This is a genomic window from Diaphorobacter nitroreducens, assembly GCF_002214645.1.
Lineage (GTDB): Bacteria > Pseudomonadota > Gammaproteobacteria > Burkholderiales > Burkholderiaceae_C > Diaphorobacter > Diaphorobacter nitroreducens.
In genome coordinates this window covers 1,313,492-1,326,260 of record NZ_CP016278.1, presented here as the reverse complement: position 1 = coordinate 1,326,260, position 12,769 = coordinate 1,313,492, and the positions used below count along the sequence as shown (strand labels likewise).

The 12,769-nt window shown below is 69.5% G+C and carries 11 protein-coding genes; 5 read left to right on the top strand and 6 right to left on the bottom strand.

The genetic code is table 11. From position 1 onward, the window contains the following. Positions 1–51 precede the first annotated feature (51 nt). The 3 genes from BA022_RS06140 to BA022_RS06130 are packed head-to-tail and all read left to right on the top strand — an operon-like array spanning position 52 to position 3,772. Positions 52–1,029, top strand: a complete 978-nt coding sequence (locus BA022_RS06140; protein WP_088886898.1) for a Bug family tripartite tricarboxylate transporter substrate binding protein — start codon at positions 52–54, stop codon at positions 1,027–1,029. A gap of 43 nt (positions 1,030–1,072) precedes the next feature. Beyond that, positions 1,073–2,623: an amidase gene (locus tag BA022_RS06135; protein WP_088886897.1), complete on the top strand. Its 1,551-nt coding sequence runs from the start codon at positions 1,073–1,075 to the stop codon at positions 2,621–2,623. A gap of 21 nt (positions 2,624–2,644) precedes the next feature. Continuing rightward, positions 2,645–3,772: an NAD(P)/FAD-dependent oxidoreductase gene (locus tag BA022_RS06130; protein ID WP_088886896.1), complete on the top strand. Its 1,128-nt coding sequence runs from the start codon at positions 2,645–2,647 to the stop codon at positions 3,770–3,772. Positions 3,773–3,831: 59 nt separating this feature from the next. Here BA022_RS06130 and BA022_RS06125 read toward each other — a convergent pair whose 3' ends face one another. The 3 genes from BA022_RS06125 to BA022_RS06115 form a co-directional block, all read right to left on the bottom strand. After that, on the bottom strand, positions 3,832–4,035 hold the full coding sequence (locus BA022_RS06125; RefSeq protein ID WP_047350331.1) for a YjfB family protein: 204 nt from the start codon (positions 4,033–4,035) through the stop codon (positions 3,832–3,834). Between the two features lie 156 nt (positions 4,036–4,191). Further along, positions 4,192–5,604 (bottom strand): dihydrolipoyl dehydrogenase, encoded by a 1,413-nt coding sequence (locus tag BA022_RS06120; protein ID WP_088886895.1) that lies wholly within the window; start codon positions 5,602–5,604, stop codon positions 4,192–4,194. 111 nt (positions 5,605–5,715) lie between these two features. Beyond that, on the bottom strand, positions 5,716–6,309 hold the full coding sequence (locus tag BA022_RS06115; RefSeq protein WP_088886894.1) for an IMPACT family protein: 594 nt from the start codon (positions 6,307–6,309) through the stop codon (positions 5,716–5,718). A gap of 112 nt (positions 6,310–6,421) precedes the next feature. Here BA022_RS06115 and BA022_RS06110 point away from each other — a divergent pair, with 112 nt between their 5' ends. Beyond that, positions 6,422–8,962: a YgiQ family radical SAM protein gene (locus BA022_RS06110; RefSeq protein ID WP_088886893.1), complete on the top strand. Its 2,541-nt coding sequence runs from the start codon at positions 6,422–6,424 to the stop codon at positions 8,960–8,962. Between the two features lie 18 nt (positions 8,963–8,980). On the opposite strand, the gene BA022_RS06105 is transcribed toward BA022_RS06110, so the two are convergent. Beyond that, the gene (locus BA022_RS06105; protein WP_088888527.1) at positions 8,981–9,403 is read right to left on the bottom strand and encodes a hypothetical protein; all 423 of its coding nucleotides are present in this window, start codon (positions 9,401–9,403) and stop codon (positions 8,981–8,983) included. Positions 9,404–9,565: 162 nt separating this feature from the next. Next, positions 9,566–10,288 carry a cold shock and DUF1294 domain-containing protein gene (locus BA022_RS06100; RefSeq protein WP_088886892.1) on the bottom strand — a complete coding sequence of 241 codons (723 nt, stop codon included), beginning with the start codon at positions 10,286–10,288 and terminating at the stop codon, positions 9,566–9,568. Between the two features lie 322 nt (positions 10,289–10,610). Between BA022_RS06100 and ygiD the strand changes: the two genes are divergently transcribed. Then, positions 10,611–11,465 carry a 4,5-DOPA-extradiol-dioxygenase gene (gene ygiD, locus BA022_RS06095; protein WP_228403820.1) on the top strand — a complete coding sequence of 285 codons (855 nt, stop codon included), beginning with the start codon at positions 10,611–10,613 and terminating at the stop codon, positions 11,463–11,465. 107 nt (positions 11,466–11,572) lie between these two features. Here the strand turns inward: ygiD and BA022_RS06090 are convergent, their stop codons facing one another. Next, entirely contained in the window at positions 11,573–12,769 is a 1,197-nt protein-coding gene (locus BA022_RS06090; protein ID WP_088886891.1) for an amino acid aminotransferase, read from the bottom strand.

The following is a 12,769-nucleotide window of genomic DNA, read 5'->3' as shown; positions in this document are numbered from 1 at the left end:
TGGGCCCGCGAAAGGATCTTTTTTTTGACTGGCTTGACTGGAGAGAACGCCATGAACCGCAAGACGATGTTGTCCATGCTGGCCTGCGCCCTGGGCGCCGCCGCTTTCGCCCCCGCGCATGCGCAGGAGGCGTTTCCCTCCCGGCCCATCGCGCTGGTGATTCCGTTTCCCGCGGGTGGAGCCACCGACGTGCTGGGCCGCTTGATCGGCAAGAAGCTGGGCGACAAGCTGGGGCAAAGCGTGGTCATCGACAACCGCGCTGGCGCGGGTACGGTGATTGGTGCGAGCTACGTGGCCAAGGCCGCGCCGGACGGCTACACGCTGCTGCTGAGCTCGGGCACCACCTTCACGGTGAACCCGGCGGTGCGGCCCCGGCTGCCTTATGACCCCGTCAAGAGCTTCGATCCCATCGGCATCACCGGGCGCACAGGGCTGATCCTGCTGGCCAGCAAAAGCGTGTCGGTCAACGATGTGAAGCAGTTCGTCAGTGCCGTGAAGGCCGCGCCCGACAAGTATTCCTATGGCTCCTTCGGTGCGGGCACGACCTCGCAGTTCGCGGGCGAGATGTTCTTTCATGCCGCGGGCCTCAAGATCCAGCACGTGCCCTACAAAGGCAGCGCGCCGGCCATGGTGGACCTGATCGGCGGGCAGATTCCGTTCACCGTGGACACGGTGTCGGCCGCGCTGCCCCAGCTCAAGGAGGGCAAGGTCAAGGCGATTGCCGTCACCACCGAGAAGCGCTCGACCCTGCTGCCCCAGGTACCCTCGCTGGCCGAGAGCGGTTACCCCGGCCTGAACATGGACACCTGGCTGGCCCTGGTGGCGCCCGCAGGCCTGCCTGCCGCGGTAAAGACGCGGCTGGAGAAGACGCTGGCCGAGGTGGTGGCCGACCCCGACACGCGCGAGCGCCTGCTCGCGCTGGGCTTTGAGCCGGCATTCGCCTCGTCGGCCGAGCTGGCTGCCCTGATCGAGCGGGAGCTGCCGCTGATGCGTGCCATCGCCCAGCGCGCGGGCATCACCGCCGACTGAGGCGCGGCTCATCCACAATGGCCCCTGGACCTTCTTCACGACCATGACTGCTGATCCCACGCTGGTGGAACTGTCCGCCAATGAACTGCGCCACCGCATCGGCACGGGCGAAATCTCGCCCGTCGAGCTGCTGCAAGCCTGCATCGACCGCATCGAGGCGGTGAATCCGTATGTGAACGCCGTCACCGCCACCTGCTACGACCGCGCCCGCGCCGAGGCGCAGGCCGCCGAGCGGGCGGTGCGCGCCGGCGAGCCCCTCGGCCTGCTGCACGGGCTGCCCATGGGCGTGAAGGATCTGGAGGCCACCGCCGGCCTGCTGACCACCTACGGCTCGCCCATCTACCGCGAGAACATCCCCGCGCAGGACAACGTGCTGGTGGCGCGCCTGCGCGCGGCCGGCGCCATCGTCACGGGCAAGACCAATATTCCCGAGATGGGCGCGGGCGCCAATTCGCGCAACGTGGTCTGGGGCGCCACGGGCAACCCGTTCGATCCGCGCCTGAACGCGGGCGGCTCGTCCGGCGGGTCGGCCGCGGCGCTGGCCTGCGACATGCTGCCCGTGTGCACGGGCTCGGACACGGGCGGCTCGCTGCGTATCCCCGCGGCCAAGTGCGGCGTGGTGGGCTTTCGGCCGTCGCCTGGCGTGGTGCCCAGCTCGCGCAAGCTGCTGGGCTGGACGCCGATCTCCGTGGTCGGCCCCATGGGCCGCACGATGGCCGAGGCCTGCCTGCAGCTCGCCGCATCGGCCGGCCTGTCGGCGGGCGACCCGCTCACTTACCCGCTGGACCCCCACAGCTTCCTGCACCTGGAGCCGGCCGACCTGGGCGGCCTGCGCGTGGGCTACACCGAAGACTTCGGCGCCTGCGCGGTGGACGACGGCATCCGCGCGGTGTTCCGCGCCAAGATCGGCGCCATGCGCCACCTGTTCCGCTCTTGCGAGGAGATCCGGCTGGACCTGGGCGAAGTGCACCGCTGCTTCGACGTGCTGCGGGCCGAAAGCTTCGTGGCCGGCATGCGCGAGGCCTACGAGCGCGACCCCGCCAGCCTGGGGCCCAACACGCGCGCCAACTACGAGATGGGTGCGGCCATGTCGCTGCTGGACAGCGCCTGGGCACAGGCCGAGCAGACGCGCATCCTGGCGCGCTTCCAGGAGGCGTTTGCCAACTTCGACGTGATCCTGGCACCCACCACGCCGGTCTCGCCCTTCCCGTGGACCGCGCTGTACGCCAGCCATATCAACGGGGAACCCCAGGCCAACTATTACCGCTGGCTGGCGCTGACCTACGTGACCACGCTGACCACGCACCCCGCGCTCAGCGTGCCCTGCGGGCGCGACACGGCCGGCATGCCGTTCGGCCTGCAGGTGGTGGGGCGCTTTCGCGACGACCATCGCCTGCTGTCCATCGGCCTGGGGCTGGAGCAAGCCTTTGCCCGCATCGATGGCCTGCAGCGCCCGCGGCCCGACCTGGCCCGGCTGGGGCCGGTGCAGCCCGCGCTCACCTCCATCGTCACCCACGCGCCGGACCCCGATGACGCGCGCGGCGTGCCGCGCCTGGGCGCGCGCGGTGCCGCGGCGCAGGCGTCGGCGGTCTGACAGTGATTGGCGAGGGAACCCATGCAACCCTATGACTTCGTGATCATCGGCGCGGGCATTGCCGGCGCCTCCGCCGGCTGGGAACTGGCCGCGCACCGCCGCGTGCTGCTGCTGGAGCGGGAGGCCCAGCCCGGCTACCACACCACCGGCCGGTCGGCTGCGCTGTACTCGGCCACCTACGGCACGCCCAACATCTGCGCACTCACACGGGCCAGCCGCGCGTTCTACGACGCACCACCGCCCGAGTTCGGCAGCACCCCCATCCTCACGCCGCGCGGCGTGGTGTACCTGGCGGGGGCCGACCAGCTCGACCTGCTGGAAGCCGCGTACGCCGAGGCGCTGCCGCGCAACCCGCAGGTGCGCCGCCTGACGCGCGAGGAGCTGCTGGAGCAGGCCCCGTGCCTGCGCCCCGAGGCCGTGGCCGCGGGCATGAGCGAGCCCGGCGCCGCCGACATCGACGTGCATGCGCTGCACCAGGGCTACCTGCGCGGCTTGCGCCAGCGTGGTGGCGAGATCCGCACCCATGCCGAGGTGACGGCCCTGCAACGGGGCGAGGAGGGCTGGCACATCACCCTGGGCGATGGCGAGGTGCTGCACGCGCGCGCCGTGGTCAATGCCGCAGGCGCCTGGGCCGACGTGGTGGCAGCCCAGGCGGGCGTGCCGCCCATCGGGCTGGAGCCGCGGCGGCGCACGGCCTTTACCTTCCCCGTGCCGGCCGGCATGCAAGCGGCCCACTGGCCCGCTGTCATCGGCATTGCCGAGGACTATTACTTCAAGCCTGACGCGGGGCAGATGCTGGGCTCCCCCGCCAATGCCGATGCCGTGGCGCCGCACGACGTGGTGCCTGAGGAACTGGACGTGGCGCTGGGTATCCACCGCATCGAGCAGGTGACGTGCTTACAGATCCGCCGCCCCTCGCACACCTGGGCGGGGCTGCGCTCGTTCGTGGCCGATGGCGACCTGGTCATTGGCTGGGACAACCATGTGCCCGGCTTCTTCTGGCTGGCCGCGCAAGGCGGCTATGGCATCCAGAGCGCGGCGGGCGCGGCGCTGCTGACGCGGCAGTTGGCACTGGGCGAGCCGCTGGCCCCCGAGTTGGCGCGCGAGGGGGTGGACGTGGCAGGCCTGTCGCCTGCGCGGCTGCGCTGAGCAAGGCCAGAGCTGAAGCCGGCCTGAGCCGGCGAAAAAAAGCCAGCGCGCCGTGCGCGTCAGGCGTAGGTGTTGAGCTGCGTGCCCAGCGGGCCCTCGGTCGCCAGCGGTGGCTGGGGCAGGGCGGCGAGCAGGGTGGCGGCGGCCGTTTCCTGCGTGTCCAGGGCCTTCTTCAGCACGGTGACCTGGACGGCATCGGCCGTCTCGCGGCTGGCGAGGGCGCTGGCGGTGCTGACGATGGATTGGGTGAGGGCGACGTCCATGGCGATCTCCGGTGTACCTCTTGTTATCGGCCAGTTCACCGCGGACTCAAGGGTGCTTCTATAAACATAGCTGTTGGCGCTTGATGGGTAAGCATTTCAAGCTGTTTTGGTGTTAAAAGTCCCTCTTGGCAAGCGCGAACAGCTATTGTTTTTGTATCAGTCCAGCGCACTGGCGCCGTAGGCCTCGCAGGCGGCGAGGTCGGAATCGCTGGCCTTGGGCAGGCGCGAGGCCGCGTCGCGCAGTGCCGTGCGCAGGCCTTCCTCCAGCACCGGATGGTAGAAGGGCATGCGCAGCAGGTCGTGCACCGTCAGCCGCTGCTCGACGGCCAGCGCCAGCAGGTGGGCCATGTGTTCGCCCGCAGGCGCGCACAGCTCGGCGCCCAGCAGGCGGCCGCTGCCGTGCTCGGCGTACACGTTCAGGCGCCCGTGGTTGCACTGCGCCACGCGCGCGCGGCCCTGGCGTGCAAAGTCCACCGTGCCCCCCACCCATTGCCCCTGGGGCAGATCGGCATGGCGCTGTCCCACCACGGCGGCATGGGGCTGGCTGAAGGTGATGGCCAGCGGCGTGCGCCGGGCGAAGCCGCGCGGCGTGGGCGCCAGGGCGTTCAACCCCGCAATGTGGCCCTCGTCCGCAGCCTCATGCAGCAGAGGGCGGTCGCCATCGGCATCGCCCGCGATGAAGACGGGCAGATCGCCCACCTGCAGGGTGCACGGATCGATGGGCGGGCGGCCCTTGTCGTCCAGCGTCACGCCCAGCGTGTCCAGCCCCAGGTGTTCCAGGTTGGGGCGCCGGCCCATGGCGGCCACCACCTGGTCCACCACCACGGTCGCGCTGCCGTTGGTGACCTGTATGCCGCCGGCCACCTCGCGCAGCTCGGCCTTGTCGCCCACGTTGACGATGAATTCGTCCTTCAGCCGCGCCAGCAGCGCGTCGTTGATGGCGGGGTCGCTCAGTCCGGCCACGGTCTTGCCCGTCGCGAAGGCCATCACCTCCACCCCCAGCCGCGCGAGCGCCTGCGCGATTTCCACCCCCAGCGGCCCCAGCCCGATGACGGCCACGCGCGGGCCGAGCGTGGGTTGCTCGAACAGCGTGTCGGTGGTGAGGATGCGGTCGCCAAAAGCCAGCCAGTCCTCCGGCACGATGGGGCGCGAGCCCGTGGCGATGATGATGCGCCGCGCGGTGTGCACCTGGCCGTTCACTTCCACACGTTGCGTGTCCAGCAGCCGGGCGTGGCCGCTGATGGCGCGCTCGCCCGCGTCGGTGGCGGCCAGCGTGCCGGCCACGAAGTCATCGCGCAGCGCGCGCACGCGGCGCAGCACGGCGGGCAGGTCCACCCGCAGCGCATCCGCGCCCTCGATGCCGAAGGTGTGCAGTGCGCGCCGCGCATGGTAGGCGTTGGCGGCCTCGATGAGCATCTTGGACGGCATGCAGCCCACGCGCGCGCAGGTGGTGCCCCAGGGGCCGTCGTTCACGATGCGCCAGTGGTCGGTGCGCTTGCGCACCTCGCGCAGCGCCGCCAGTCCGGCGGACCCGGCGCCCAGGATGATCACGTCCAGCGGCTGGCTCATGGAGGGGGCTCCTTGTCAATGCGGGCCGCCAGTGTCGCCGCGCGCGCCGGCGCGGCATGTAGGCGCGCAGGCATTGTTGGGCTTGCGCGGGCGCGGCCACGGTCCCGGCCTTCAATCCGTGGATTCGCCCCAGGCCACGCGGCCCTGGCCTGCTTCGTTCACCTGGTGGACGAAGGCCTCGGCCTCGGCCTCGGGCAGGCGCAGTTGCAGCGTGACCAGCGTGCCATGCTGCACCTGCAGCAACTGCGCGCCAGCACCGTCGATCATGCGGCGCAGCAGTCCTTCCAGGGCGTAGGGCACGCTGCATTCCAGGGTGCGCATGCGCTGCAGCGGCACCTTGTTTGCCTGCAGCAGCGCTTGGGCCACGGTATCGGTATAGGCGCGCACCAGGCCACCCGCGCCCAGCTTCACCCCGCCGAAATAGCGCACCACAGTGGCCAGCACACCCTCCAGGTCCTGGTGGCGCAGCACATCCAGCATGGGCCGGCCGGCGGTGCCGCTGGGCTCGCCGTCGTCCACCGCGGCGGACTGGCCGCCCGCCAGCAGCGCCCAGCACACATGGGCCGCGCCCGGGTGTTCGCGCCACAGCGCATCCACCACGGCCTGCGCGCTCGCGCGGTCGGCCATGGGCTGCACGCAGCCGATGAAGCGGCTTTTCTTGATGATGAGTTCGCTGTGAACGGGGGCGCTGAGGGTGTAGGGCATGGGGGCGGCCGAGCTTACCCCATGGGCCGACGGCGGCAAGGGCCATGCGGGGGCGGTTAGGCGCAAAGGGGGCATGGCTTCTAAAATGCCCGGCCCCCCTGCAGGCCCGCCCATGAACGCCCCGATCGATGTTTCCTTCTTCCCGCGCAACGCCAAGCCGTTGACCAGCTACCGCCCGTACTGGGCCAAGCGCTTTGGCGTGGCGCCGTACCTGCCCATGAGCCGTGCCGAGATGGAGCAGTTGGGCTGGGACAGCTGCGACGTGGTGCTGGTGACGGGCGATGCCTATGTGGACCACCCGAGCTTCGGCATGGCGGTGATCGGGCGGGTGCTGGAGGCGCAGGGCTTTCGCGTGGGGATCATTGCGCAGCCGGACTGGCAGAGCGCCGACGCGTTCAAGGTGCTGGGCAAGCCCAACCTGTTCTGGGGCGTGACCGCGGGCAACATGGATTCGATGATCAACCGCTACACGGCGGACCGCAAGATCCGCAGCGACGACGCCTACACGCCCGGCGACGTGGGTGGCAAGCGGCCCGACCGCGCCGCCGTGGTCTACAGCCAGCGCTGCCGCGAGGCGTACAAGGACGTGCCCATCGTGCTGGGCGGCATCGAAGGCTCCCTGCGCCGCATTGCCCACTATGACTACTGGAGCGACAAGGTGCGCCGCTCCATCGTGGTGGACAGCAAGTGCGACATCCTGCTGTTCGGCAACGCCGAGCGTGCCCTGGTCGAAGTGGCCCACCGCATTGCGCGGCGCGACCCGGTGGAGACCATCACCGACGTGCGCGGCACGGCCTTCGTGCGGCGCGCGTCCGAGCCCGGCTGGTTCGAGATCGACTCCACCGAGGTGGACGAGCCCGGCCGCGTGGATGAGCTGATCAATCCCTACATGACCACCAGCGAGCAGGCTGCGGCCCAGGGCCAGGCGTGTTCGCAGGAAGATGCTGCAAATTCAATAGCTGCCAGCGCTGACCCACAAAGCGCTACAGGCCAAAAACCCTTGCAGACCGTGCAGATCGTGCCCAATCCGGCGCTGCCCTCCAAGGGGCGCAGCGGTCGGGCGCTGCCGCCGCGCGAGCGCACCGTGATCCGCCTGCCCAGCTATGAGCAGGTGAAGGCCGACCCGGTGCTCTACGCCCACGCCAACCGCGTGCTGCACCTGGAGACCAACCCGGGCAACGCTCGCGCGCTGGTGCAGGCGCATGGCGAGGGCGCGACGGCGCGCGACGTGTGGCTGAACCCGCCGCCCGTCCCGCTCACCACGGCCGAGATGGACTGGGTGTTCGGCCTGCCGTATGCGCGCAACCCGCACCCGCAGTACCTGGACGCGCAGGGCAGCTACGAGGGGCCCACCAAGATCCCCGCATGGGAGATGATCCGCGCGTCGATCAACATCATGCGCGGCTGCTTTGGCGGCTGCACCTTCTGCTCCATCACCGAGCACGAGGGACGCATCATCCAGAGCCGCTCGGAAGATTCCATCATTGCCGAGGTGGAGGACATCCGGGACAAGGTCAAGGGCTTCACCGGCACCATCTCCGACCTGGGCGGCCCCACGGCCAACATGTACCGCCTGGGCTGCAAGAGCCCAGAGATCGAGGCCGCCTGCCGCAAGCCGAGCTGCGTGTTTCCCGGCATCTGCCAGAACCTGCACACGGACCATGCGCCGCTGGTCAATATCTACCGCCGCGCGCGCAAGCTGCCGGGCATCAAGAAGATCCTCATCGGCTCCGGCCTGCGCTACGACCTGGCGGTGAAGTCCCCCGAATACGTGAAGGAGCTGGTACAGCACCACGTGGGCGGGTACCTCAAGATCGCGCCCGAGCACACCGAGGCGGGGCCGCTGTCCAAGATGATGAAGCCAGGCATCGGCAACTATGACCGCTTCAAGCAGATGTTCGAGCAGTACACCGAAGAGGCGGGCAAGAAACAGTTCCTGATCCCGTACTTCATCGCCGCCCACCCCGGCACCACCGACGAGGACATGCTGAACCTGGCCATCTGGCTCAAGAAGAACGGCTTTCGCGCCGACCAGGTGCAGGCCTTCTACCCCAGCCCCATGGCCAGCGCCACGGCCATGTACCACTCGGGCCGCAACCCGCTCACGCGCGTGCGCCGACAGATGCGCGACGTGGCCGAGGAGCAGGTGGACGTGGTGCGTGGCGAAAAGCGCCGCCGCCTGCACAAGGCCTTCCTGCGCTACCACGACCCCAACAACTGGCCGCTGCTGCGCGAGGCGCTGAAAAGCATGGGCCGGGCCGACCTGATCGGTAACGGCAAGCACCACCTGATCCCCACCTTCCAGCCGCTGGTCGACGGCAGCTACCAGAGCGCCCGCAAGAAAAACAGCACCGGGCCCAAGGGTGGCGGGGCGGGCGTGGGCTACACCATCAACAAGGACGGCAAGGCCGTGGCGCTGCGCCGCCGCCCGCAGGAGCTGGAGGAGCCGCAGGGCGACGTGCGTTTTCGTAGCAGTGCGCCGCAGCCGGGCCGCATGCTCACGCAGAACACCGGCCTGCCGCCACGTGCCGGCACCGGTGCCCGCACTGGCAGCCGTGGCAATGCCGGCGGCAACGCTGCGGGCGCCGCGGGGCGCCGCCAGGGCGGGGCCGGCACCCCGGCGTCGGGCAAGGGTACGGGCCGGCGGCGCTGACGGGGCGGCACCCGGCTGTCAGCGCGCGGGACCGGCGGGGGCGGACACCAGCTCCTCAATGACCAGGCGGCGGTAGTAGAACGCCGCCAGCGGGCCCAGCGGCTGCAGCAGGTCGCGCAGCGTCTCCGGAGCGTCGGAATCCGCGGCACGCAGCAACAGGCCGTGGGCGCCGTCGCTGGCCAGTTGCGCGATGCGGCGCACGATCACGCCCTCCGCACCGACCGAGGGCAGAGGTGCATCGGCATTGCCCAGCGTGCGCACCACATGTTCCAGGATCATCGGCGGCGTGGCGTGCGCCACGTCGTCGCGACCCTGGGCCTGCAGCGCCTGGCCTGCGGAGCGCGCCGCCTCCTCGTTCGCAAACAGCGCGAACACATGGCCCGTGGGGTAGAAAGTCCCGGTCGCCGTGGTCATGCTCGGGTCGAGGGCGAAAGGCTTCATGGCGTCGTTCTCCAATGCGGCAAAAAACTGGACCCATTGGAGGCGCAGCAGCATCGCCTGGCTGTCGGGCGATGGAAGGCCGCGCTGTCGGACGTGGCCGCAAGGCATGCCGCAGATCCCGATAAAAACCGGCCCCGCCGCAATGCTGGAAAGCGCTAGCAGCTATAAAAAAGAAAGCACTTCGCGCAGCGTCTGCGGCCGCAGCGTCCACACCGCCAGTGCGGCGCAGTTCAACACCACCGTGCCCCAATACACCGCGCGGAAGTCCTGTTTGCGCGATTTGTGCCGCAACCACTGCTGGGCCCACCATGCGGCAGGCCAGCCGCCCAGCAGGGCGAGCAGGTGCAGGTGGCTCTCCCGGGTGCGCCACGTGCCACGTTGGGCGGCGCTCTTGTCCAGCGCGTAGGTGAAGAAGGTCAGCAGGTTCAGGGCCGCCGCCGCGCCCAGCCACCACAGCGGGAACCGCTGCGCCCAGGCGCCCCAGCCCCACAGGCCCAGCCAGAGCAGCATCAGCGCCAGGGCGATGCCCGCGCCTGCGGGTGCCTGCGGCGCGGAGCGCGGGCGCGTGTGCCTGGCGGTGGCCGGCGTGGGGCGGGCGGTGGGCCGCGCGGTGGGTCGCGTGGATGGCGGGGCGGATGCTGCGCGGGCCGGAGACCGGTGGGCGGAAGGGGAGCCGCTCGGTTGGCTGCGTGGACGCACATCCATCGCGCGTGGTCCCTTGCCGCCCACGTGGATCTCTTCATACTCCACCGGCATCCCGTGGGCGGGCGGCGCCGTGCCCCGGAAGTCCCGTACATGAAAGAACACCTGCGTGCTGGCAGCGCCCTGGATGAAGCCAAAGCCTTTGTCCGCGTTCCATTGCCGGACGATGCCGTGTGTGCGCATGTTCAAACATCCGCCGCGCTGGACGGCGGAAGTGTGGCCATGGGCTGGCCATCAGGGGGCAGGGTGGTGGCCTGTGGTCCAGGACATGCGCGGACACTGAGCCGGCGGCATGCCAGCGGGGCAGGGGGATCGAGCGCGAGAGGCATGGGCGGAAAGCGGAGGCGGTGAACGGAGGGCCGCGGCTGGAACTTCGGCGCCCGTGCGCGCTCCGATCCCGGCTGACCGCCAAAATCATATCGTGCCCTCTCACGCCTTCCTCTTGCCGCAGCGCCGCCGCACCATGGCCGCGCTGGCGGGCCTCGCCACCCTTCCCGGAGTCTTCATGAGCCCCCTGTCCGAAGCCGCCCCGTTGCTGGAGGCGCTGCGCCCCTCGCCGCGCATGCCGGTGCTGTTCGTGGGCCATGGCAGCCCCATGAACGCCATCGAAGACAACGCCTGGCGCCGCACCTGGCAGGACATGGGGGCGGAACTGCTGGCGCGCGGGCAGCGGCCGCAGCTCATCCTGTGCGTGTCGGCCCATTGGCTCACGCGCGGCGGCTGGCAGCTGACGGGCATGGCCGCGCCCCGCACCATCCACGACTTTGGCGGTTTCCCGCGCGAGCTGTTCGAGCAGCAGTACCCGGCGCCGGGCGCACCGCAGGTGGCGCGCAGCCTAGCGCAGGAGCTGCGCTCACCCGCGACGGCGCGCGCCCTGGAGGTGGACGCGGGGGAGTGGGGCCTGGACCACGGCACATGGTCGGTGCTCAAGCCCATGTTCCCGGCAGCGGACATTCCGGTGCTGCAGCTCAGCATGGACTACGCGCGCCCGGCGGCCGAGCATTACGCCCTGGGCCAGCAGCTGCGCGCGCTGCGTGAGCGTGGGGTGCTGATCGTGGGCAGCGGTAATGTGGTGCACAACCTGCGCGCCGCGCGGCGCGGCACAGGTATCAATGCAGCCTACGAGTGGGCGAACGAATTCGACGTCAAGGTGCAGGAACTGGTGAAGGCGGGCCGCCTCGACGCGCTGGTGGCCTTCCAGCAGTGGGGTCCGATGGCGCCGCTGGCGCATCCCACGCATGAGCATTACCTGCCACTGCTGTATGCCGCAGGCGCCGCGCTGCCCAAGGAGATGCCGCGCTTTTTCAACACGGGTTTTCAGTCGGCCTCGATCTCCATGCGCTCCATGCTTTGGGGTTGAGCTATCTAAATTGATAGCTGCTAGCGCTTGCTGGATGGGTGTTAGAGCCCGAAAACACATGAAAAAACCGCCCGAAGGCGGTTGCTTTTTTGGGGCGTCGCTGCGGCTCAGATCACCTTGGCGATGGCCTGGCAGACGTAGTCGATGTTCTTGCTGTTGAGCGCGGCCACGCACATGCGGCCGGTGTCGGTGCCGTACACGCCGAACTCGTTGCGCAGGCGCACCATCTGGTCTTTGGACAGGCCGGAGTAGCTGAACATGCCGATCTGCGTGGTGATGAAGCCCATGTCCTGCTTCACGCCGGCGGCCTTCAGGCCGTCCACCAGCTTCTGGCGCATTTCCTTGATGCGCACGCGCATCTCGCCCAGCTCCTTTTCCCACAGGGCGCGCAGCTCGGGGTTGTTCAGCACCGCGGCCACCACGGCGCCGCCGTGCGTGGGCGGGTTGCTGTAGTTGGTGCGGATCACGATCTTGAGCTGCGAGAGCACGCGCGCGGCCTCGTCCTTGTCGTTGGCCACCACGGACAGCGCGCCCACGCGCTCGCCGTACAGGCTGAAGCTCTTGGAGAACGAGGTGGACACGAAGATGTTCAGGCCGGCCGCGACGAACTTGCCGATCACGGCGCCGTCCTCGGCAATACCGTGGCCGAAGCCCTGGTAGGCCATGTCGAGGAAGGCCACCAGGCCCTTGGCCTTCACGGCGGCGATCACCTGCTCCCACTGCGCGGCGGTGATGTCGTAGCCCGTGGGGTTGTGGCAGCAGGCATGCAGCACCACGATGGTGCCGGGCGCGGCGGCGTTCAAGTCCGCCAGCATGCCGTCGAAGTCCACCTTGCGGTTGGCGGCGTCGTAGTAGCGGTAGCTGCCCACCTCGAAGCCGGCATTGGTGAAGATGGCGCGGTGGTTTTCCCAGCTCGGGTCGGAGATCAGCACCTTCGCGTTCGGGCTGATCTTCTTGAGGAAGTCTGCGCCGATCTTCAGGCCGCCCGTGCCGCCAATGGCCTGCACCGTGGCCACGCGGCCGGCCTTGACGACGTCGGACTCCGCGCCGAACACCAGGGCCTTGACCGCGTTGTCATAGGCGGCGATGCCGTCGATGGGCAGATAGCCGCGCGCAGCGGGCTTGTCCATCATGGCCTTTTCGGCCGCCTGCACGCACTGCAGCAGGGGCAGCTTGCCGTCGTCGTCGAAGTACACGCCCACGCCCAGGTTGACCTTGGCTGGATTGGGGTCGGCGGCGTATTGTTCGTTGAGACCCAGGATCGGGTCGCGGGGAGCCATTTCGACGGCGGTGAACAGAGACAT